This is a genomic window from Streptomyces sp. NPDC052396 (genome assembly GCF_044593195.1).
Taxonomy (GTDB): domain Bacteria; phylum Actinomycetota; class Actinomycetes; order Streptomycetales; family Streptomycetaceae; genus Streptomyces.
In genome coordinates this window covers 238,504-258,506 of record NZ_JBIUAW010000007.1, presented here as the reverse complement: position 1 = coordinate 258,506, position 20,003 = coordinate 238,504, and the positions used below count along the sequence as shown (strand labels likewise).

19 protein-coding genes and 1 pseudogene are annotated in these 20,003 nt (G+C 71.3%); 12 read left to right on the top strand and 8 right to left on the bottom strand.

Features of this window, described 5'->3' with window-relative positions; all coding sequences use genetic code 11:
* Positions 1 to 115 precede the first annotated feature (115 nt).
* From ACIHFE_RS20230 to ACIHFE_RS20215, 4 genes are all read left to right on the top strand, one after another.
* Entirely contained in the window at positions 116 to 2,908 is a 2,793-nt protein-coding gene (locus ACIHFE_RS20230; RefSeq protein ID WP_400108432.1) for a SpoIIE family protein phosphatase, read from the top strand.
* Between the two features lie 81 nt (positions 2,909 to 2,989).
* Positions 2,990 to 4,519, top strand: a complete 1,530-nt coding sequence (locus ACIHFE_RS20225; RefSeq protein ID WP_400108430.1) for a sugar ABC transporter ATP-binding protein — start codon at positions 2,990 to 2,992, stop codon at positions 4,517 to 4,519.
* Positions 4,520 to 4,563: 44 nt separating this feature from the next.
* Positions 4,564 to 5,526, top strand: a complete 963-nt coding sequence (locus tag ACIHFE_RS20220) for an ABC transporter permease (RefSeq protein WP_400108786.1) — start codon at positions 4,564 to 4,566, stop codon at positions 5,524 to 5,526.
* On the top strand, positions 5,523 to 6,662 hold the full coding sequence (locus ACIHFE_RS20215; protein ID WP_400108428.1) for a substrate-binding domain-containing protein: 1,140 nt from the start codon (positions 5,523 to 5,525) through the stop codon (positions 6,660 to 6,662). The genes ACIHFE_RS20220 and ACIHFE_RS20215 overlap by 4 nt, the downstream gene beginning before the upstream one ends.
* Positions 6,663 to 6,717: 55 nt before the next feature.
* On the opposite strand, the gene ACIHFE_RS20210 is transcribed toward ACIHFE_RS20215, so the two are convergent.
* Positions 6,718 to 7,002: a DUF805 domain-containing protein gene (locus tag ACIHFE_RS20210; protein WP_400108426.1), complete on the bottom strand. Its 285-nt coding sequence runs from the start codon at positions 7,000 to 7,002 to the stop codon at positions 6,718 to 6,720.
* A 246-nt stretch (positions 7,003 to 7,248) separates the two neighbouring features.
* Between ACIHFE_RS20210 and ACIHFE_RS20205 the strand changes: the two genes are divergently transcribed.
* The 3 genes from ACIHFE_RS20205 to ACIHFE_RS20195 all read left to right on the top strand — a co-directional run bounded on the left by ACIHFE_RS20205 (position 7,249) and on the right by ACIHFE_RS20195 (position 10,544).
* On the top strand, positions 7,249 to 7,848 hold the full coding sequence (locus ACIHFE_RS20205; protein WP_400108424.1) for a histidine phosphatase family protein: 600 nt from the start codon (positions 7,249 to 7,251) through the stop codon (positions 7,846 to 7,848).
* Positions 7,849 to 7,941: 93 nt separating this feature from the next.
* Positions 7,942 to 8,442, top strand: a complete 501-nt coding sequence (locus ACIHFE_RS20200; protein WP_400108422.1) for a peptidylprolyl isomerase — start codon at positions 7,942 to 7,944, stop codon at positions 8,440 to 8,442.
* A 269-nt stretch (positions 8,443 to 8,711) separates the two neighbouring features.
* Positions 8,712 to 10,544 (top strand): trypsin-like serine peptidase, encoded by a 1,833-nt coding sequence (locus tag ACIHFE_RS20195; protein WP_400108421.1) that lies wholly within the window; start codon positions 8,712 to 8,714, stop codon positions 10,542 to 10,544.
* 46 nt (positions 10,545 to 10,590) lie between these two features.
* Here the strand turns inward: ACIHFE_RS20195 and ACIHFE_RS20190 are convergent, their stop codons facing one another.
* From ACIHFE_RS20190 to ACIHFE_RS20180, 3 genes and pseudogenes are all read right to left on the bottom strand, one after another.
* Positions 10,591 to 11,280, bottom strand: a complete 690-nt coding sequence (locus ACIHFE_RS20190) for a VOC family protein (RefSeq protein WP_400108419.1) — start codon at positions 11,278 to 11,280, stop codon at positions 10,591 to 10,593.
* 125 nt (positions 11,281 to 11,405) lie between these two features.
* Positions 11,406 to 11,897 (bottom strand): annotated as a pseudogene (locus ACIHFE_RS20185) (TetR/AcrR family transcriptional regulator); the annotation flags it as partial.
* A 204-nt stretch (positions 11,898 to 12,101) separates the two neighbouring features.
* Positions 12,102 to 13,028, bottom strand: coding sequence for a DUF5937 family protein (locus ACIHFE_RS20180; protein ID WP_400108417.1), 927 nt, complete (start codon positions 13,026 to 13,028; stop codon positions 12,102 to 12,104).
* A 129-nt stretch (positions 13,029 to 13,157) separates the two neighbouring features.
* Between ACIHFE_RS20180 and ACIHFE_RS20175 the strand changes: the two genes are divergently transcribed.
* Positions 13,158 to 14,090, top strand: a complete 933-nt coding sequence (locus tag ACIHFE_RS20175) for an aldo/keto reductase (RefSeq protein WP_400108415.1) — start codon at positions 13,158 to 13,160, stop codon at positions 14,088 to 14,090.
* A gap of 9 nt (positions 14,091 to 14,099) precedes the next feature.
* Here ACIHFE_RS20175 and ACIHFE_RS20170 read toward each other — a convergent pair whose 3' ends face one another.
* Positions 14,100 to 15,185 (bottom strand): branched-chain amino acid aminotransferase, encoded by a 1,086-nt coding sequence (locus tag ACIHFE_RS20170; protein WP_400108413.1) that lies wholly within the window; start codon positions 15,183 to 15,185, stop codon positions 14,100 to 14,102.
* 294 nt (positions 15,186 to 15,479) lie between these two features.
* On the opposite strand from ACIHFE_RS20170, the gene ACIHFE_RS20165 reads away from it, so the two are divergent.
* Positions 15,480 to 15,794 (top strand): hypothetical protein, encoded by a 315-nt coding sequence (locus tag ACIHFE_RS20165; protein ID WP_400108411.1) that lies wholly within the window; start codon positions 15,480 to 15,482, stop codon positions 15,792 to 15,794.
* A gap of 83 nt (positions 15,795 to 15,877) precedes the next feature.
* On the top strand, positions 15,878 to 16,306 hold the full coding sequence (locus ACIHFE_RS20160; RefSeq protein ID WP_400108409.1) for a hypothetical protein: 429 nt from the start codon (positions 15,878 to 15,880) through the stop codon (positions 16,304 to 16,306).
* A 76-nt stretch (positions 16,307 to 16,382) separates the two neighbouring features.
* On the opposite strand, the gene tnpA is transcribed toward ACIHFE_RS20160, so the two are convergent.
* On the bottom strand, positions 16,383 to 16,811 hold the full coding sequence (gene tnpA / locus ACIHFE_RS20155) for an IS200/IS605 family transposase (protein ID WP_400108407.1): 429 nt from the start codon (positions 16,809 to 16,811) through the stop codon (positions 16,383 to 16,385).
* 51 nt (positions 16,812 to 16,862) lie between these two features.
* Here tnpA and ACIHFE_RS20150 point away from each other — a divergent pair, with 51 nt between their 5' ends.
* Both ACIHFE_RS20150 and ACIHFE_RS20145 read left to right on the top strand, forming a co-directional pair.
* Positions 16,863 to 18,062: an RNA-guided endonuclease InsQ/TnpB family protein gene (locus tag ACIHFE_RS20150; protein ID WP_400108405.1), complete on the top strand. Its 1,200-nt coding sequence runs from the start codon at positions 16,863 to 16,865 to the stop codon at positions 18,060 to 18,062.
* Positions 18,063 to 18,209: 147 nt separating this feature from the next.
* Positions 18,210 to 18,620, top strand: coding sequence for a (2Fe-2S) ferredoxin domain-containing protein (locus ACIHFE_RS20145; protein ID WP_400108403.1), 411 nt, complete (start codon positions 18,210 to 18,212; stop codon positions 18,618 to 18,620).
* On the opposite strand, the gene ACIHFE_RS20140 is transcribed toward ACIHFE_RS20145, so the two are convergent.
* Positions 18,617 to 19,213 (bottom strand): DUF2867 domain-containing protein, encoded by a 597-nt coding sequence (locus tag ACIHFE_RS20140; protein WP_400108401.1) that lies wholly within the window; start codon positions 19,211 to 19,213, stop codon positions 18,617 to 18,619. The genes ACIHFE_RS20145 and ACIHFE_RS20140 overlap by 4 nt on opposite strands.
* A complete protein-coding gene (locus ACIHFE_RS20135) occupies positions 19,210 to 19,845 on the bottom strand; it encodes a TetR/AcrR family transcriptional regulator (RefSeq protein ID WP_400108399.1) in 636 nt (211 codons plus the stop codon). The genes ACIHFE_RS20140 and ACIHFE_RS20135 overlap by 4 nt, the downstream gene beginning before the upstream one ends.
* Positions 19,846 to 20,003: the final 158 nt, after the last annotated feature.

The window sequence follows — 20,003 nt, the reverse complement described above, 5'->3', positions numbered from 1 at the left end:
GCCCGCGCTGCCCGGGGCCCGGAAGTGCCGGGAGTTCTAAAATGGAACGCCAGTGCAAGTGCTCTGCCGTACGGCATAGGCATGCCCGCTCGTACGGATGAGGGAAGTGATCCGGATGGGGCTTCTGGCAGCCGACCTCGGCCCCGTACTCGCCCGGCAGCGGTTCCTGCTCCACGGAACGCTCGAGGGGGGCGAGGGGGGCGTGCGGAACCTCATCCTCAGCTCCTGGGAGCGCAGCCGTTCGCTGGGCCTTTCGCCGGACGGCTGTGAGCTGCCCTTCGTCCAGGATCTCGATCTGGACGGCCGCCTGGTGCACGCGGCGGCGCCGGTGATGGACCGGCTGCAGGCCAGGTTCGCGGGTACCGGAATGAATATCGCGCTCGCCGACGGGCGCGGGGCGGTGCTCCAACGCCGGTTCGGCGACGCCTCGTTGGCCGCCCGGCTGGATCCCATCCAGAGCGTGCCGGGCTTTGTGTTCGCCGAACGGTTCGGCGGGACCAACGGCATCGGGCTGGCCCTGGCGGAGCGCCGGCTGATCACCGTCTATGGCGCCGAGCACTTCGCCGAACGCTCGCAGTCAAACGCCTGCTCGGCCATCCCCATTCGCGATCCGCTCAATGGGCAGGTCGAGGGCGTTCTGTGTTTCGGCTACCCCCGCTCCGCGGCGGATGTGGCGCTGGACATCGTGATCGGCAGGGCGGCCGGGGCCATCGAACGACGGTTGCTGGAGCAGAGCTCGGAGCGCGAGCGCTCCCTGCTCCAGGCGTATCTGGACGTCCGGCGGCGGATGCCGGCCGATGACCGGCGCCCGGGCGAGGTCGGCACCAGCGGGCTGGACTGGCGGGACCGGATGATCCTCGAGGAGAAGGCCGCCGAGCTGATCTCGGCGGCCCAGCGGGCCGCCGTCGAGGTGTCACTGCCCGGCGGCCGGCGCGTCACCCTGCTGAGCCGCCTGGTGACCAGCGCCTCCGGGGTGGCGGGCGTCGCCGTGGAGGCGGTGCTCACCGAGGAGCGCCGGCGGCTCGCCCTGTCCACCGGACCGGACTCCGCGCCCGGCCCGGCGGCCCTGCCGGCCGTGGCCGAGGCCGCCACGCCCGTACCACGGGAGCCGGTGCAGGCCGCAACCGCCGCCGCCCCCAAGGGACTTGTGCTGGTGGGCGAGCCGGGCGTGGGCAAGCTGGCGGTGGCGGCCCGGCGCCGTCTGGAGCTGCTGTCCGAGGCCAGCACCCGCATCGGCACCACGCTGGACGTCGGCCGCACCGCCTGGGAGCTGGCCGAGATGGCCGTGCCGCGGCTGGCCGACTATGTCACCATCGACCTGCCCCAGGCGGTGCTGCGCGGCGACGAGCCCACCGACCCCACCCAGGACCTGCACCGCACGGTGGTGCACGGCATCCGCGGCGACTGCCCCTTCTACCCCGTCGGCGAACGGGTCGATCTGCTGCCGACTACGCCTCAGCTGCGCTGCCTTACCCGGGGACAGACCGTCCTGGAACCCGACCTGCGCACGGCCACCGGCTGGATCAGCCAGAACCGGGGGAACGCCCAGCGGATCCTGGCGCACAACGTCCACTCGCTGATCGCGGTGCCGCTGCTGGCCCGGGGCATCGCCCTGGGCATCGCCAGCTTCTACCGCTCCCGGGACCCCGCCCCGTTCGGTGACGACGACCGTTCGCTGGCCCAGGAACTGGCCAGCCGGGCCGCCATCTGCATCGACAACGCGCGCCGTTACACCCGGGAGCACGCCATGGTGCTGGCCCTGCAGCGCAGTCTGCTGCCGCAGGGCTTCCCCGAGCAGAACGCGGTGGAGGTCGCCCACCGCTATCTGCCGGCCGAATCCGGGGTCGGCGGTGACTGGTTCGATGTCATCCCCCTGTCCAGCGCCCGGGTCGCCCTGGTCGTCGGGGATGTGGTGGGCCATGGGCTGCACGCGGCCGCGACCATGGGCCGGCTGCGCACCGCCGCGCGCAACTTCGCCGAGCTGGACCTGCCACCGGACGAGGTCCTCACCCACCTCGACAACCTGGTGGGGCGGCTGGACCGGGAGGAGTGCGGCGACGACTCCTTCGCCGGGATCATCGGCGCCACCTGCCTGTATGTCATCTACGACCCCTCCTCGCAGCGGTGTGTCATGGCCCGGGCCGGGCACTGCCCGCCCGCGCTGGTCCGCCCGGACGGCACCGTCACCTTCCCCGACCTGCCCGCGGGCCCACCGCTCGGACTGGGCGGACTGCCCTTTGAGACGGCGGAGTTCGACCTGCCCGAGGGCAGCCAGCTGGTGCTCTACACCGACGGCCTGATCGAGGACCGCGACCGCGACTTCGACACGGCCCTGGAGCAGCTGCGCCGTGCGCTGTCCCATCCCAGCCGGCCGCCGGAGGACACCTGCCGGGCGGTGGCGGAGTCGGTGGTGTCCAAGCATCCGGTCGATGACATCGCCCTGCTGGTGGCCCGTACCCACGCCCTGGACCCGCACCGGATCGCCTCCTGGCAGGTGCCCGCCGATCCGGCGCTGGTCTCCACCGTCCGCGCGGCGGTCAACCGGCAGCTGGCCGACTGGGGGCTGGCGGAGACCGGCTTCTCGGTGGAGCTGCTGCTCAGCGAGCTGGTCACCAACGCCATCCGGTACGGCAGCGAGCCCATCGAGGTGCGGCTGCTCTACGACCGCACCCTGACCTGCGAGGTCTCCGACGCCAGCAGCACCGCCCCGCATCTGCGGCTGGCCGCCACCACCGACGAGGGCGGCCGCGGCCTGTTCCTGGTCGCCCAGCTCTGCCAGGCCTGGGGCACCCGCTACACCGTCGGGGGCAAGGTCATCTGGGCGGAGTGCCCGCTGGAGATGTCCCCGGGGTCCGCGGGCGAGGCCGAGCTGTCCGAGATCTCCTTCGACGACATTCCCGCGATCTGACGGGCCATCCGGCGCGGGCCCGTCCGACGCCGGGCGCGGGGCCTGAGGGGGTCTTAGCATGACGGCCATGAGGGGCACGACATGACGGATATGCCGGGTACCACGGACTCGCCGGGTTCCGCGCCCCTCGTCCGTATCCGTGGTCTGAGCAAGCGGTTCGGCGGCACCCTTGCCCTGGACTCGGTCGACCTGGACATCCGTCCCGGGAGCGTGCTGGCCCTGCTCGGCCCCAATGGCGCCGGGAAGTCCACCCTCATCCAGGTGCTCGCGGGAGTGCACCACCCGGACCGGGGCGAGGTGACCGTCGCCGGTCATCCGCTGGGCAGCGAGGCGGCTGCCCGCGCCATGTCCTTCATCCACCAGGATCTGGCCCTGGTGGGGTGGATGACGGTGGCCGAGAACATCGCCCTGGGCGCCGGATATCCCCGCCGTGCGGGCCTGGTGTCCTGGCGGCGCACCCGCGAACAGTGCGCCCGGGCCCTGGAGACCATCGCCGCTCACCTCGACCCGGACACCCCGGTCGCCGGACTCTCCCGCGCCGAACGCTCACTGGTGGCCATCGCCCGCGCCCTGTGCACCCGGGCCCGGGTGATCGTGCTGGACGAGCCGACCGCCAGTCTGCCGGCCGCGGACTGCGCCCGGCTCTTCGATGTCCTGCACACCCTGCGCGACCACGGCCGGGCCGTCGTCTTTGTCACCCACCGCCTGGACGAGGTGTACCGGGTCGCCGACACCTTCGCGGTGCTGCGCGACGGACGCCTGGTCAGCCGGGGTCCGCTCGGCGGCTATGACCCGGGCCGGCTGGTGCACGACATCGTGGGCCACCAGCCGGACGCCCACCGGCTGACCGCTACCGTCACCGGACCGCCGGTGCTGACCCTGGACCGGGTGCGGACCGAGGACACCGGGCCGGTCAGCCTGTGCCTGTACCCCGGCGAGATCCTCGGCATGGTGGGCCTCACCGGCGCCGGGCACCTCTCGCTCGGCCGCGCTCTGGCCGGCTGCCGCCCCCTGCTGGGCGGGCAGGCGCTGCTGGACGGCCGGCCATACCGGCCCGGCTCGGTGACGGCCGCCGTCGCGGCCGGCACCGGCCTGGTCAGCGGCGACCGCCAGACGGAGGGCTGTGCCCCGGAACTGACCGTCCGGGAGAACTTCCTGGCCAATCCCGGGGCGGGCGGCCCGCCGGGCCCCCACTGGCTCAGCCCCGGGCGGGAGCGGGCCCGGGCCGCCGCCCTGATCGACCGGTTCTCGGTGCGGCCCCGGGACACCGAGGCGCCCATCGCCACCCTGTCCGGCGGCAATCAGCAGAAGGTGATGATCGGCCGGTGGCTCGGCCTGCACCGGCGCCTGCTGATCCTGGAGGAACCGACCGCGGGCGTGGATGTGGGCGCCAAGGCGGCGGTCCACCGCCTGCTCCAGGACGCCCTGGCGCATGGGCTGGCCGTGCTGCTGATCTCCACCGACTTCGAGGAGGTCGCCACCGTGTGCCATCGCGCCATGGTGTTCGTCCTCGGCCGGGTGACGGCGGAGCTGAGCGGCCGGGCCCTCACCGCCGCCGAGCTCACCCGTGCCGCCTCGGCCATGGCGCCGCTCACCGGGACGGCGGAGTGACCCGCTCGCCCGGTGCCCGGCCGGGCCGCGGGCTGGGGCATCTGATGGGTGCCTACGGCCTGCCGGCGCTGACCTGCCTGCTGTTCCTGGCCTTCTCCCTGGCCCTGCCGGACACCTTCCCCACCCTGGACAACATCTCCGCCGTCCTGTCCACCCACTCCATCCCCGCCCTGCTGGCGCTCGGGGCGACCATCCCCATCGCCACCGGCAAGTTCGACCTGTCCCTCGGCTACGGTCTCGGCCTGGCACATGTGATGGCCATGCGGCTGATCGTCACCGAGGGCTGGCCCTGGCCGACGGCCTGTCTGGTGGTGATGCTGGGCGGGGCGGCCGTGGGGGCCGTCAACGGGGCCGTGGTGGAGTTCGCCAGGATCGACTCCTTTATCGCCACCCTGGGCACCGGCAGCGTGATGTACGCCGGCACCGGCTGGATCACCGACGGGGCCCGGATCGTCCCCGGCCCGCACGGCCTGCCGGCCGCCTTCACCGACCTCTACGACTCCCGGTTCCTCGGCCTGCCGGTGTCCGCCTGGTACGTCCTGGCCCTGACCGCCGTGCTGTGGGTGCTGCTGGAGCGGCTCCCCCTGGGGCGCTACTGGTATGTCATCGGGTCCAGCCCGCGCACCGCGGACCTGGTCGGCATCCCCTCCCGGCGCTATGTCGTCCACGCCTTCACCGGTTCCGGCCTGGTCGTGGGCTGTGCCGGGGTGCTGCTGGCCGCCCAGCAGCAGATCGGCAATCCCAGCGTGGGCATGGACTATCTGCTGCCGGCCTTTGTGGGGGCGCTGCTCGGCTCCACCGCCATCCGGCCCGGGCGGGCCAACGCGGGGGGCACCCTGGTCGCGGTCACCGTGCTGGCCATCGGTCTGGCCGGCATCGGCCAGCTGGGCGCCCAGTTCTGGGTCACCCCGCTGTTCAACGGCTGCACCCTGCTGATCGCCGTCGGCCTGGCCGGCTATGCCGCCCGTCGTCAGCTGCGGCGCGGGCGCACCGGAACCGCCCCATGAGAGCCGCGCTGGGCGGGGCGGCCGCACTGGCCGTGCTGGCCGCGGGCCTGGCCGGCTGCGAGCGCGGTTCGTCCACCGGCCCCGCGCCCTCCCCCGCCAAGCCGCCGCGCGCCGGCTGCCCCACCGTCCTGGCCGGCGCCCGGGCGGCCGTCCGGCGGGCCGAGCGGACGGCCCTGGGCTGGGACGGCCCCACCACCGGCCCCCGGGCGGTATCCGGCCGGAGCATCGTCTATGTCGCCCAGGCCATGACCAACCCGGGCGTGGCGGGTGCCGCCCAGGGGGTGCGGGAGGCCGTGAAAGCCATCGGCTGGAAACTACGGGTGATCGACGGGCAGGGCACCCCCGCCGGTGTCCAGGGGGCGTTCAGCCAGGCCATCGCGCTGCGCCCGGCCGGCATTGTCATCGGCGGCTTCGATCCCCGGCTGACCTCCCAGCAGGTGGCCAAGGCCGACGCGGAACACATCCCGCTGATCGGCTGGCACGCGGTCGCCTCCCCCGGTCCCAGCCGTCGTCCCCGGCTGTTCACCAACCTCACCACCAAGGTCGCGGATGTCGCCGGGGCCGCCGCCGACTGGATCATCGCCGACTCCCTGGGCCAGGCCGGAGCCGTGCTGTTCACCGATGCCTCGATCCCCTTCGCCCGGCACAAGTCCCAGCTGATCAGGGCCCGGCTGGCCGCCTGCCCGCAGGTGCGGCTGCTGGCCGAGGAGAACATCCCGCTCACGGACACCAGCAGCCGGACCCCGCAGGCGGTCTCCGCGCTGCTCGCCCGCTTCCGGGGCGGATGGACCCACTCCGTCGCCATCAATGATGTGTACTTCGCCGACGCCGCCCCGGCGCTGCGCGCCGCCCGCCACAAGGGAGCCGGGGCCCCGTTCAACATCGGTGCGGGCGACGGCGATCCCTCCGCCTTCCAGCGGGTCAACAGCAGGCAGTTCCAGGCGGCCACGGTGCCCGAGCCGCTGTCCCAGCAGGGCTGGCAGATTGTCGATGAGTTCAACCGCGCCTTCTCCGGCGCGCCCGCCAGCGGATATGTGTCTCCGGTGCACATCGCCACCGCCGCCAACAGCCTGGGGGCGACGGCCTGGGATCCGCCCGGCTACCGGGCGGCATACCGCCGGATCTGGGGCGGATGAGCCGGCCCGACGGCCGCACCGGCCGCCGGGCCACCGCACCATCGCGCCCATGGGCTCAGAGCACCGCGTCCGGCTGCGGCGCGGGGCCGTACTCGTTGTCGCCGGGTGTGCCGGGCAGGGCCAGGAACACCAGCAGCACAATCACGCCCACCAGGGGCACCAGGGCGAGCAGCACCCACCAGCCGGTCCGGCCGGTGTCATGCAGCCGGCGGATGCTCACACCGAGGTTGGGCAGGAACACCGCGAGGCCGTACAGCAGCCCGAGCAGCGGGCTGGTGCCGAGGGCCGCGTCGACGATGCCCAGCAGAAGTCCGACAAGGAAGTTGATCAGTGCGAACATCCAGAATTCCGGCCTGGCCGCCCGCCCGCTGAAGGTTGCGTATTTCTTGAGCACATCCGTATACCAGTGCACTTCGCGCCCCCAAGAACCGCGATGGCCTGCCCTGATGGGCCTGGCCTCATGCCGAACGTAGGGAGCCCACGGGGGTTGGTCAACCATTGGCCAAACGCATCCGGGATGCAGGTGGCAGGGGGGAGTCGTGTACTGGGAGAAGACCTGCCTGCCGGAAGGAGGGGTGACGGTCCCATGGGCGAGCTGCTGCTGATCCGGCACGGCGAGACGGAGTGGAGCCGCACCGGCCGCCATACCGGCCGTACCGACCTGCCGCTCACGGCGGCGGGAGAACACCAGGCCCTGACCCTGGCCCGGCCACTCGCCGCGCGGCGGATCACCCATGTCCTGTGCAGCCCCCTGCAACGCGCCGTGCGTACAGCCGAGTTGAGCCTGCCGCGCGGCAAGGGAGTGGTCCTGGAACCGGGCCTGATGGAGTGGGACTACGGCGCCTACGAGGGCCTGACCACCGACCGGATCCAGCAGGAGCGGCCCGGCTGGGACCTATGGCGGGACGGCGTGCCGACCGGCGGGCCGGAGCGCCCCGGCGAGACGCTGGAGCAGGTCGGCGAGCGCTGCGACAAGGTTCTGGCCCGGGCCGTCGCCGCGCTGGAACAGAGCGGCGGCGATGTCGCGCTGTTCGCCCATGGCCATGTGCTGCGGACCCTGACCGCACGCTGGCTGGGCCGGCCGCCCGGGGACGGCGGACTGTACCGACTGGACACCGCCACCCTGTCCACCCTGGGCCGGGAACACACCCGGCCGGTGATCACCGGCTGGAACATCCCGCCCTGACGGCGGGCGACGGCCGACCCGGATGTGAAAGACTCGTGATCACTTATGTCCAAACGCGCGATAACGCGCACTCGCACACACACGGAGCACTTCATGGCCAAGGTCCGGCTGAGCACCAACCACGGTGACATCGTGCTGGCGCTCAACGAGGAGAAGGCGCCCAGGACCGTCAGCAACTTCCTCTCCTATGTCGACGCAGGCCACTACAACGGCACCATCTTCCACCGGGTCATCCCCGGCTTTATGATCCAGGGCGGCGGCTTCGCCCCCGGCATGACCCAGAAGCCGACCAACGCGCCGATCGAGAACGAGGCGGACAACGGCCTCAAGAACACCCTGTACAGCGTCGCCATGGCCCGTACCAATGACCCGCACTCGGCGACCGCGCAGTTCTTCATCAACGTCGGCGACAACGACTTCCTCAACTTCAGCTCCAAGTCCCCCAGCGGCTGGGGCTACGCGGTCTTCGGTGAGGTCGTCGAGGGCCAGGACGTCGTGGACGCCATCAAGTCCGTGCCGACCGGCCCGCGCGGCTTCCACCAGGACGTTCCCAAGGACGACGTGCTCATCGAGCGCGCGGAGCGGGTGGCCTGAGGCCCGTTCGCCACGCGGTCCGGGCAGCGGGGTCGGCCGCCCGGACCGCGGCTCGGGCCGTTCGCCGCCGGTCGCGCGGTTCTCCGCGCCCCTGAGGGGGCGCCCTCGCGCACGCGGGCGCACGGCAGACCGCTCAGGTCACCGAGCTGTTGACGAGGGGGCCAGGAAGTCTATGGTGCGTGCGGTACGGCCCGCAGGGTGATGCCCGGCCCCCCACCACCTGAGGACGTCCGGCGCGGGCATCTCCCCTTTCAGGTAAGGGAGTTGACTTGCGCACCTCGCGTTCTCCGCGTCTCCCTCGGCTACGCGGCCTGATAGCCACCGCGGTCTGCGGACTGCTGCTGCCCCTGGGCACAGCGGCCACCGCCACCGCCACCGCCGGCCCCTCGCCGGCACCCCCGTCCGGCACCTGGTCCGCACAGGCGGCCATCCGCTACTGGACCCCGCGGCACATCTCCTCCGCCACTCCGCTGGGCGCCCGCACCACACCGCCCAGACCGGCGGCCGCCCCCTCGCCCATGCACCCCAATCTGATCCATGACACCTCGGAGCACTTCGCGGGCCTGAAGTCCGTCGGGGTGCTGTTCCTGGTGGACAACGGCGAAAAGCGCCACTACTGCTCGGCCAGTGTGGTGCGCAGCGCCGGCCGTGATCTGATCCTCTCGGCCGGGCACTGTGTCAACGGCGCCAAGGCCGCCTTCATCCCGCACTATGACGGCTCCAAGCCGGTGGACAGGCAACCGTACGGCGTCTTCCCGGTGCTGGCGGGCAAGTGGTTCAAGGACCCCCGCTACACCGCGAACTCCAAGGTGAAGGAGTCTGACCTGGACTTCTCCTTCGCCCGGGTGGGCTCCAACGAGGACGGGCGGAAGGTCCAGGACGTGGTGGGCGCCAGCACCCTGGCCCGGACGCCGAGTGCCAAGAACTCGGTCACGGTGATCGGTTACCCGTCCGTCGGCCACAACAGCTCGGACAGACCGGTCCGTTGCTTCACCCACACCGGAGCGCTGCCGAACTTCTACCAGATGCGCATCGACTGCGCCGGGATGTGGGGCGGTGTCTCCGGCGGTCCCTGGTTCTCCCAGGTCGACTTCGACAAGGGCACCGGAGAGATCATCGGCAATGTCGGCGGCTTCAACGGCGGCGGCCCCGACGTCCCGACCAGCAATCCGCTCTACAACCGGCTGACCTACAGCCCGCTGCACGCGGACTGGTTCTTCGCCCTCTACGAGGACGCCCAGCACAACCGCACACCCCACCGTGACCCTTATCAGCAGCCGCAACTCCCCTATTCCATCGGCACCTACGACACCTGGAAGCACGCCAGGCTCATGGCTTCCGGTGACTTCTCCGGCACCGGGCGGGACGGGCTGCTGGTGGTATGGACGGACGGGGAGGTCACCCTCTACTCCGGTGACGGGGACGACAACTTCAGCGGGGAGCGGCAGCTCGTTCCGCACAACGGCACCTGGACCCATGCGGAGACCATCACGGCCGGGGACTTCGCCGGCTCCAACCAGTTCGACCTGCTGGTCCGTTGGTCGGACGGCGAGGTCACCCTCTACCCGGACGTGGGCAGCCGGGGCGTCAACTGGGACGGCATCCAGCTGGCGGCCAAGGGATCGGTCTGGAAGAACGCCACCCAGATCGCGGCGGGCCGGTTCGTCGCGGACACCTATGTCACCGATCTCATCGTGCGCTGGGTGGACGGCGAGGTCACCCTCTACACCAATGTGGGCCAGGGCGGGTTCGGCCAGGAGCACCAGCTGCTGAAGCCCAATGGGACCTGGAAGGACGCGACCCTGCTCACGGCCGGACAGTACGCGGGCTACCAGAAGTGGGATCTGTTCGTCCGCTGGGTGGATGGCGAACTCGACACCTACCATGGCATCACCACCTCGGGCCTGGGCTCCGAGAACCGCATGGCGGACAAGAACCCGACCTGGCCCCATGCCTCCGCCATCACCACCGGCAACTTCGCCTCCACCGGCCTGACCACCGACCTCATGGTGCGCTGGTCGGACGGCGAGACCACCGTCTACCGCAATACCGGGCTGTCCCGGCTCGGTATCGAGGACACCCTGGTGTACCCGGTGTTGTGACGGGCGCCGGGCCGCCGTCCGCCACGGGCGGCGGCCGAGGGGTGGCTCAGACTCTGGGGAGCACCCCGAACTCATTGCCCTCCGGATCGATGAACGTCTCCCACCGCTCCTCGCCGGCCCGCCCGCCGTCCGCCCGTACCGCGCCCAGGTCCGTCAGACCGTGCGGGCCGGCGCCGGGCACGGGTTCCAGCAGCAGGTGCAGCCGGTGGGGTTCCGTCCTGGCGGCCACCGGCGGCCCCATCACCAGCTCCGGCCCCGTGCCGGAGGCGGCACGCAGCCTGACGCCCCAGGCCCCCTCCTCCACGATGCGCCAGCCGCCGGCCGCCGCCCAGAACGCCCCTTGCACACCCGGGTCGGCGGCGTCCTGGCAGATCTGGGCGATGCGGCCGCCCTCGTCCGACCACCTGGGCAGCACACAGAACTCATTGCCCTCGGGGTCGGCGAGTACCTCCCAGGGCACCTCGCCCTGGCCGATGTCCACACGTACCGCCCCCAGGCCGAGCAGCCGGCGCACCTCGGCGGGGCCACCGGGCAGGTCCAGATGCACCGGGTTCTTTCCGGCCTTGGGCCGGCCGGTGGACACAAACAGCAGCCCGACGCCGTCGACTTCCGCCGGGCGTACGGCCGTTGCGCCATCGCCCTCGGTGACGGTCCAGCCCAGGGCCTGGGCCCAGAACCGGGACAGCGCCCGTACATCCAATGCCCGGATCACCACACCGGTCAGTCTTGTGGACACCCCAACTCCCCCTTCAGCCAGGCCACTCCACGCACAGTGGCCACTCACACATGAGGGTAGCTTTCGGTGCGGACGGGGTGCGACGAGCGGGGAGCGTGCGCGCACTCCTTGAGCCCAGGGATGGTTTATGGCTCCGAGTACACGGTTGCCAGCAGGTTCCGCACAAAGCGCTCGGGATCGTCCAGGCCGGACGTGGCCAGCCGTCGGGAACTACCGGCCAGCAGATAGGGGATGGCCGCGTGAAAGGCAAGGGTGACGGTGGCCGCGCGGTGCGGAGTGACCGGAAGGCCGGCGGCGCGCTGGGCCAGTTCGAAACCAGCGAAGTCGGACTCGGCGAGGGGATCCAGGATGTCCGACAGCCAGGGCGTGCGGGCCCCCTCGACCAGGAGTTTCTGGAACGCGATCAGGCGAGAGCGGCCCGGACCGGCGACATTGCGCAGCAGGGCCACAAGCATCGCCACCAGGGCTTCCCGGTCGGCGGGAGGCGGCCCCTCGGTGAGCCGCCGGTACTGCTCCATACAGCGCTCGGCCACCGCGCGCAACAGGGCGTCTCTGGTCGGGAAGTAGTTCTTGGCGGTACCGGAGGGGACTTGCGCGGCCGTATCCACGGCTCGGTGTGGATGGCGAAATCAGGGGAGGCGGTGCGGGGCAGAACTGGGGACTGTCCACAAGCGTCATGACACCGCCTTCGGCCATCCACCCCACCACCAGACACCCTGAGCCCCATCCGGAAGCACAGTGAACTCATCTGGTGGGGACCGAGCGCCGACCTGTGCGCACCTGATATCCGCCGCGCTTGGCGCGCAAGCACACCGCCGTAGTTACCGGACCGCCGCCGCGAGCAGCGCTTCAGCCGCGGCGGTCCGGGCGTACAACACCGAGCGCCCAACCCGATGCGCACTGACCAGCCCCGCGTCCCGCAGCGCGGTCAGATGCTGGGAGACCCCGGCGGCGGACAGCCCAGTGCGCCGGGCCAGTTCGGTGGTGGAGGCCGGGGTCTCCAGTTCGGTCAGCAGCAGGGCCCGTGAGCGGCCGACCACCGCAGCCAGGGCCTCGGTACCGCCGGCCGCCCGGGGTTCCCACAAGGTGCCGACGCCCCGTGCCGCATAGGCGAGTTGGGGCGGATCCGGTGGCGCCACCCGGGTGGACAGGCCCGGCCCCTTGAAGGCCGAGGGGATCAGCAGCAGTCCCGGCCCCGCCGTCCGGCGGGACAGCGGCTGCTTGCGGTGCGCCAGCCGGAGCACATCGTCCTCCCAGCTGACCGCCGGATGCAGATCGTTGAGCAGGCTGCCCGCTCCGTACTCGGCGACCTGCCGGGCCCGGCGGAAGACCTCGGCGTCCAGCACGGCCCGGATCCGTGCCCAGTACGGAGCCAGGGCCAGCTCCCAGAAGGTCTCGATCTCCTCCGCGACCCGGGGCAGCCGGGCCCGGGGATCGGCGTACAGGGACCGCAGGCGGGGGCTCAAGGGCCCACGGTGGCGGGCCAGATGTCCGAGGTCGGCACATACCCGGTCCTCGGGAGTGGCCAGGATCGCGGCCAGTTCCACCGCCGGCGCGGGAGCGGGGCCGGACGGCGCGGGGTTGAGGAAGTCCGGCACATAGCCGGAGGGCGGGATCAACTCGGCGAGCCAGCCCTGGTCCAGCCCGGCGGCGGCGATCCGCGGCCGCACCTGACCGATCCAGCGCCGGTGCACCGGATCAGGACGGCCGGAGGCCAGCAGCCGGAAGGCGGCACCCACCTCCCACATCGGGGAGACCGCGAACCGGACCCGCGCCAGATCGCCTGCCGAGAAGGCGAGTTCCGCCAGAACATCCTCCAGGATTCAGGTACACCTTAATCAATGGCGATCACCTTACCCCGGGACGAACATTCCGGCATGACCTCACCGATCTCCATCAACGCGGCGGCTTCCGGCACCTGGCGGCTGGGCGACCTGACCGTCAACCGCCTGGGCTTCGGCGCCATGCGTCTGCCCCAGCGCGGCCCGGCCCTGGTGGCCGATGCCGTGCCCCGCGACCGCGACCAGGCAATCGGCGTGCTGCGCCGGGCGGTTGAGCTCGGTGTCAACCACATCGACACCGCCGCCTTCTACTTCTCCTCCCGGCGCTCCGCCAATGAGCTGATCAACCGGGCACTGGCCCCCTATTCGGACGACCTCCTGATCGCCACCAAGGTGGGACCGGCCCGCGGCCCCTCGGGGGACTGGCTGAAGCACGCCACCCCCGACCAGCTGCGCGGCCAGGTGGAGGAGAACCTGCGGCAGTTGGGCCGCGACCACCTGGATCTGGTCAACCTCCGTATCCTCGGCAGCGCTTCGCTGGCCGAGCGGTTCGGCGCACTGGCCGAACTGCGTCAGGCCGGACTCATCCGCCACCTCGGCATCTCCAACATCCAGCCGCACCATCTCGCCGAGGCCCAGGCCATCGCACCGGTGGTCTGTGTGCAGAACGCCTATGGCATCGGCGCCCAGCCCGAGCAGGACGAGTTGCTCCGCGTCTGCGGTGAACAGGGCGTCGCCTTCGTCCCGTTCTATTCCCTCTCCGGCAAGGCCCGCGAGGCGGGCCTGCGGGGCGGTGAGGACGGCGCCGAGGGTTCGGAAGTGCTCGCCGTGGCACGTGCTCACGGCGTGAGCACGGCTCAGGTGCGGCTGGCTTGGACCCTGCACCGGGGGCCGCATGTGCTGGCCATCCCGGGGACCGGCGACCCGGAGCATCTGGCCGACAATGTGGCCGCCGGTGCGCTCCGCCTCAGCGCGGCGGACCTGGCGGTGCTGGAGGCGGCGCACCGCCGGGCGGGATCGGCCGGCTGACCGGAGCCTTCAGAGCACCCGCCGCAGCCACCCGTGTTTGTCCTCGGCCCGCCCGTACTGGACGTCCAGTACATGCCTGCGCACCGCCATGGTCTGCTCGCCCGGCATCCCGTCACCGATGGTGAACTCATAGCCCTCACCCTTGAAACCGGTGACCGGGGTGACCACGGCGGCCGTGCCCGCGGCGAAGACCTCGGTGATGGCGCCATCGGCGGCGCCGGAGCGCAGTTCGTCCAGGGTGACCGTCCGCTCCTGCGGGGTCAGGCCGAGGCCGGGAGCCAGCGCCAGAACGGTGTCGCGGGTGACGCCCTCCAGGATGGTGCCGAGCTCGGGGGTGATCAGCCGGCCGTCGGAGGTGACCAGGCAGAGGTTCATGGTGCCGGACTCCTCCAGCTTGCCCTGGCCCTCGCTGTCCAGGTACACCACCTGGTCGCAGCCCTGTTCCTCGGCCTCGAGCTGGGCGGCGAGGCTGCCGGCGTAGTTGCCGCCGCACTTGGCCGCCCCGGTGCCGCCCCGGGCCGCCCGGGTGTACCGGCTGGTCACCCAGAGCGTGACCCCGGTGACACCGGAGGGGAAGTAGGGGCCCGCCGGGCTGGCGATGACGGAGTAGGTCACCTGGGCGGCCGGGCGCACCCCCAGGAACGCCTCCGAGGCGAACATAAAGGGCCGCAGGTAGAGGCTCTCCTCGCCACCGGCGGCGGGGACCCAGGGCTCGTCGGCCCGCACCAGCTCCAACACACTGGCGAGGAAGTCCTCCTCCGGCAGCTCGGGCAGCGCCAGCCGCCGGGCGGAGTGGGCGAAGCGCCGGGCGTTGGCCTCCGGGCGGAACAGCCAGACGCTGCCGTCGGCATGGCGGTAGGCCTTCAGCCCCTCGAAGATCTCCTGTGCGTAGTGCAGGACGGCGGCGCTGGGGTGGAGGGTGAACGGCTCCAGCGGCCTGATCCTCCGGTCCTGCCAGCCGCCGTCCGGCGTCCATACGGCCGAGGCCATATGGTCGGTGAAGTACCGGCCGAAACCCGGCGCGGCGAGGATCGCCGCACGTTCGGCCCCGGGCACCGGCCGGGTGGTCGGGGTCAGAGAGAAGCCCGTGCTCATTGCCAACTCCTCATGCCGATGCGGACTTTCCCATGGAGAGCCGCCGCCCGCCGGGGGCCGCTCTGCCATGTTAATCGCCGCTCACCAAGGAAGGGTCATACCGCGGCCCGGCCGGCGGCTCAGGACGCGCCGCTCGCCCTCAACGGTCCGACACGCCATCGTCGTCTCCCACGCATCACGCGGGGAAATCACTCCGGAATCATTTCAGTTGACACCGGGGGCTCCGTTTGGGCAAGAATGCTCGGCATGACGATGTGAAGAGCACGACACCAGCGGCAGCCGTGGCGCAAGGCCGTGGCCTGGTCGGTTCCCTCCGGGGAGGAGCGGGTCTGCGCCGCCTGTGCGGCGCCCGTCCGCCGCTATCTGTACCGTTTCCACCCTCCCGGATCCGACCTTTTCGAGCGATGCGTGGGGCTCGCCTGGTGTTCCGGCTGCCGGATCTATTCGGCCTCCATGGTGCACATTCCCCGTCGGCGACGCCTGGTTGACGTCCTGTCCGAGCTCGCCCCGGAGCAGCGGGAGCACCTCCGGCGGAGCGAGGCGAGGCTGGTCGAATACCTGGACCAACGGGCCCCGAACACCGGCCGGGCCGGTTCTCCCTTCGTGTGAACGGGCGGGGCGGCGGGCCCGGGGCTCGCGGGCGGCTCCTACCCTGGCGCCAAAGGCCACAAGTCCCAGGGGGAGAACCGCTTATGCTCGGCAGGACCCTGATCGCCGCCACCGCTCTCGCCGCCGCGCTCGCCATCCCGCCGGCCCTGCCGGACGCGGGCGCGGCAGTACGCGGCGCGGCGGTGCACGGCACGGTGGACTTGTCCAACAAGGACAATGGGCGCACCGTCGGCATCCGCAACGGCGACCGGATCACCGTCCGCCTCACCGCGGGCCGGGCCGATGGCGAACGGTGGGAGTGGGACGGGCCGCAGGCTTCCTCGGCCGCGGTGCTCAAGCGGGTTGACGGCAGGGTCTCGCCGGGCGGTGATGCCGTCGCCCACTTCCGTGCCCAGTCCACCGGGACCAGCGCCCTCACCGCCCACCGCCGCTGTGTGGTGACCCGTCCGGGGCACCGTTGCCCGCATGTGGTGGTGCCATCCCTCTTCTTCGGAGGGAATCCCCGTGGATAACTTCAGGTGGGGAGGGAATCCGATCCTGGGCCTTGCGGCGCGGAGCGCCGCAGTATCGCTCCGGAATGGGCCCCGTTCAGGCGGGGTGCTTCTGGTTCTCGATGTAGTCCTTCACTGCCTGGATCGGTGCCCCAGCGCAGGACCCGGCGAAGTACGAGCCCGACCAGAACCGTCCGTGCATCGTGGCCCGGTTCACGCGGCCGGTGAACTCGGCCCGCAGGTACCTGGAGGAGACGCCTTTGAGGGAGTTGACCAGGTTCGACAGGGCGACTTTCGGCGGGTAGTGCACGAGAAGGTGCACATGGTCCTCTTCGCCGTTGAACTCGATCAGGACGGCGTCGAAGTCCGCGCAGACGTTTCGCATGATCTCTTCGCAGCGCATCAGCATCTCGTCGTTGAAGACGTTCCGCCGGCACTTGGTGACGAACACCAAGTGTGCGTGCAGGTTGTGGACAACGTGACGGCCACGTCGCACCTCGGGGTTTGGTTCCCAGCGTGGTGACATGAACCAAGTGTAGGGTGGTTGCGCCGAGTTGAACGGGGGGGGGTGGGCCGGATGATCCGTGCGTACACGTTCCTCATGCGGCCTACCGTGGGCCAGACGATCGCGCTTGCTGAGATGCTGCGGGATCACTGCTCGCTCTACAACGGCGCGTTGCAGGAACGCCGCGGCGCCTGGCGGCACCCTTCGAAGACGAGCATCACGTACGGGCAGCAGTCCGCGCAGCTCAAGGAGATCCGGGCATGCGACCCGGAGCGTCAGGGCCGCTGGTCCTTCTCTTCCCAGCAGGCGACCTTGCGACGGCTGGACAAGGCGTTCGCCGCGTTCTTCCGCCGGATCAAGGCCGGTGAGAAACCCGGATACCCGCGCTACCGTGGGATCGGCCGCTTTGACACGGTGGACTTCCCCAAGGACGGCGATGGCTGCCGCTGGGACTCCACGCCGCGCGACCCGGTGACCCGTGTCCGGCTGCAAGGTGTTGGGCACGTCCGTGTGCACCAGCACCGGCCCGTGGCCGGCAAGGTCAAGACGATCTCGGTCAAGCGTGAGGGAAAGCGCTGGTATGTGATCCTGACCGCCGAGCAGACCCAGCCCGGGCCGCTGCCCGCAACGGGCTCTGTGGCCGGTATCGACATGGGCATAGCCCACTTCCTCGCCGACTCCAACGGAGGGTTCATCGAGAACCCGCGGCACGGCCGGAAGGCCGCCACGAAACTGGGAGCCGCGCAGCAAGCCCTGAGCCGGTGCAAGCGCGGTTCCAAGCGCCGCCGCAAGGCGGTCGAGAAGGTGGCCCGGCTGCACCGTAAGGTGCGCCGCCAGCGGCTCGACCACGCACACAAGACCGCGCTTGGTCTCGTGCGGGAACACGATTTCATCGCGTATGAAGACCTCAGGATCCGCAACATGAGCAAGACCCCCGCACCGAAGCCCGATCCCGGCAGGCCGGGTGCCTTCTTGCCCAATGGGGGTGCCGCCAAGGCCGGTTTGAACCGCTCGATCGCTGATGCCGGATGGGGGGTGTTCCTCGCGATCCTGAACGCAAAGGCTGCAAGTGCCGGGCGGGAAGTGATGGCCGTGGACCCCCGCAACACTTCCCGGCGATGCCCCGAATGCGGGCACACCGCCAAGGAAAACCGGCCCACACAGGAGAAGTTCCACTGCCAGGCATGCGGCCACAACGCGCACGCGGACACGGTGGGCGCCCTGAACGTTCTACGGGCCGGGCTGGCCCGTCGCCAAGCCCAACCGGCATAGCGAGAAACCACCCCGTTTACGGGATGGAGGAGTCACGGAAGGTGACCGTCAACGTCCGTTGAGGGCCGGCCTCATGCCCCGACGGCGCTGCGTCGGGGCCGTCCCCGCATAACGTCCCCGCGTAACGCCCCGCGTATGATCGCCGGGATGACCAGCAACCGCCCCCGCCGCAGCCCGGCGGCCGCCTCGACCGCCCCGTGCCGGATAACCGTCTGCCGTGGCTGCTGCTGCGGCGACCCGCGCAAGGTGCCGGGCGTCGATCACGCCGGGCAGATCGAGCGGCTCCGCACGGCCCTGGCCGGTGCCGCCCAGGTACGTGCCTCGGAGTGCCTGGATGTCTGTGATCAGGCCAATGTGATGGTGGTCCAGCCGTCGGCGGCCGGCCGGGCGGCGGGTGGCAGGCCGGTATGGCTGGGCCTGGTCAACGACGATGCGGCGCTGTCCGACATCGCCGCCTGGGTGCGTTCCGGCGGCCCCGGCCTGGCGGAGCCGCCGGGCGTCCTGGACCTCTATGAGTTCACGGTCTCGCGCCGGGTGGGCAAGGCCCTGGAAGGCTAGGGCCCGGCTGACGGCTCCGGTCCTGTCGCCCACATCCGCCCGATCCCGCGCAGCATCGCCGGATACACGATGAGGTGCCGGAACGGCCTGATGGCCGCCATATAGGCCGCTCCAAAGGGCCCGTTGGGCTTCACCAGGATGGCCATCCGGCCGCGGTAGCCTCCCGACCCGTCCGAGACCCAGGACAGGTGCATCACCGCGTGCACCGTCCGGTTGGCCAGCTCGGCCGCCCACTCGTTCCGCAGCAGATAGACCGGGGTGAGGGGAAATCCGTCCGACTGCGGGCCGGTCGGCGCGTCACGCAGGTCCTCCGGGAGCCGGTCCCGGAGCGTGCCGGCCCTGCCGCCGACGCCCTTGGCCGGCCGGTCCAGGCCCAGCAGGCTGCCGATCTTCCGGCGGAGCTTGATCAGCAGGTCGGCCAGGCGCGAGGACCCGGCGACGGAGTCATCGCAGACGAATCCCGTCACCAGCCGGTGGAAGTCGTCCGGGCCGCCCGGTGTGGGAAGCTCCCAGACGTCCTCGACCCGGAAGTCGGGGACGATCTCATGGATCCGCCAAGGCCGGGAGGTATGCGCGGAGTTGGGGAGCCTCATCGGTGCCCCTCCGGCGCGGGCGGCAGGCCGAGCAGCCCCCGGGCGGCCCGCTCGGCGAGCTCGGCGTCATGGGGAGCGTGCCCGGACAGCGAGATGGTGAGCCCTTCCAGGGCGCCGAGCAGGGCGAGCGCCAGTTCCCCGGGCGGCGGCCCGGGCGGTATGGCACCGCTGCCGCGTCCGGCGGTGATCCGCTCAGCGAAGTCGGCGACCAGCCGGTCCCGGATCCGCGCCAGGGCCCGGCCGACCGGATGGTCCTGCCCGGCGAACTCCACCTTCAGCGTCATCATCACCCGGGCCACATCGCGGCGGCAGTAGACGGCGTGGTTCCGGGCCACCGCCGTCAACGCCTCGACAGGGCAGGTCAGTTCGGCGGCGGGCCGGCCGACCTCGGCATCCCAGGTCTCCTCCACCCACTGCACCACCGCCAGCGCCAGCTCCTCCTTGTTGGCGAACAGGTGGTAGAGGGCGCCCCGGGTGTAGCCGGCCTCGGCAGCCACCCGTTCCAGCACCAGGTTGCCGTATCCATAGGTGGACAGCCCCCGCGCCGCGGCCTCCAGCAGTGCGCTTCTGGTCCGGGCGCGCCGCTCCGTCTGTGTCCTGCGGGTGCCCTCCGGTCTTGCCGTCACCGTCATGACCCCTCCCCTGCATGCATACACGCATGTATGTAATGGCGTGGCACACGCTACCACCGCCAACTCCTCGCGGGACGAGGGGGGTTCGGTCAGCGGGTTTCCGCCCGGTGCGGGCGGCTCTTCAGCTGCGTGGGTCGCTGATGCCGGAGATCAGCTTG

Excerpts from the sequence above, each read along its gene's own strand:
- ACIHFE_RS20150 (WP_400108405.1), top strand. The coding sequence starts at position 16,863 with ATGATCCGTGCGTACACGTTCCTCATGCGGCCTACCGTGGGCCAGACG.
- ACIHFE_RS20180 (WP_400108417.1), bottom strand. The coding sequence starts at position 13,028 with ATGTGGGAGGTGGGTGCCGCCTTCCGGCTGCTGGCCTCCGGCCGTCCT.
- ACIHFE_RS20160 (WP_400108409.1), top strand. The coding sequence starts at position 15,878 with ATGCTCGGCAGGACCCTGATCGCCGCCACCGCTCTCGCCGCCGCGCTC.
- ACIHFE_RS20210 (WP_400108426.1), bottom strand. The coding sequence starts at position 7,002 with ATGTTCGCACTGATCAACTTCCTTGTCGGACTTCTGCTGGGCATCGTC.
- ACIHFE_RS20135 (WP_400108399.1), bottom strand. The coding sequence starts at position 19,845 with ATGACGGTGACGGCAAGACCGGAGGGCACCCGCAGGACACAGACGGAG.
- ACIHFE_RS20140 (WP_400108401.1), bottom strand. The coding sequence starts at position 19,213 with ATGAGGCTCCCCAACTCCGCGCATACCTCCCGGCCTTGGCGGATCCAT.
- ACIHFE_RS20205 (WP_400108424.1), top strand. The coding sequence starts at position 7,249 with ATGGGCGAGCTGCTGCTGATCCGGCACGGCGAGACGGAGTGGAGCCGC.
- ACIHFE_RS20145 (WP_400108403.1), top strand. The coding sequence starts at position 18,210 with ATGACCAGCAACCGCCCCCGCCGCAGCCCGGCGGCCGCCTCGACCGCC.
- ACIHFE_RS20225 (WP_400108430.1), top strand. The coding sequence starts at position 2,990 with ATGACGGATATGCCGGGTACCACGGACTCGCCGGGTTCCGCGCCCCTC.
- tnpA (WP_400108407.1), bottom strand. The coding sequence starts at position 16,811 with ATGTCACCACGCTGGGAACCAAACCCCGAGGTGCGACGTGGCCGTCAC.
- ACIHFE_RS20215 (WP_400108428.1), top strand. The coding sequence starts at position 5,523 with ATGAGAGCCGCGCTGGGCGGGGCGGCCGCACTGGCCGTGCTGGCCGCG.
- ACIHFE_RS20200 (WP_400108422.1), top strand. The coding sequence starts at position 7,942 with ATGGCCAAGGTCCGGCTGAGCACCAACCACGGTGACATCGTGCTGGCG.
- ACIHFE_RS20175 (WP_400108415.1), top strand. The coding sequence starts at position 13,158 with ATGACCTCACCGATCTCCATCAACGCGGCGGCTTCCGGCACCTGGCGG.
- ACIHFE_RS20220 (WP_400108786.1), top strand. The coding sequence starts at position 4,564 with ATGGGTGCCTACGGCCTGCCGGCGCTGACCTGCCTGCTGTTCCTGGCC.
- ACIHFE_RS20170 (WP_400108413.1), bottom strand. The coding sequence starts at position 15,185 with ATGAGCACGGGCTTCTCTCTGACCCCGACCACCCGGCCGGTGCCCGGG.
- ACIHFE_RS20230 (WP_400108432.1), top strand. The coding sequence starts at position 116 with ATGGGGCTTCTGGCAGCCGACCTCGGCCCCGTACTCGCCCGGCAGCGG.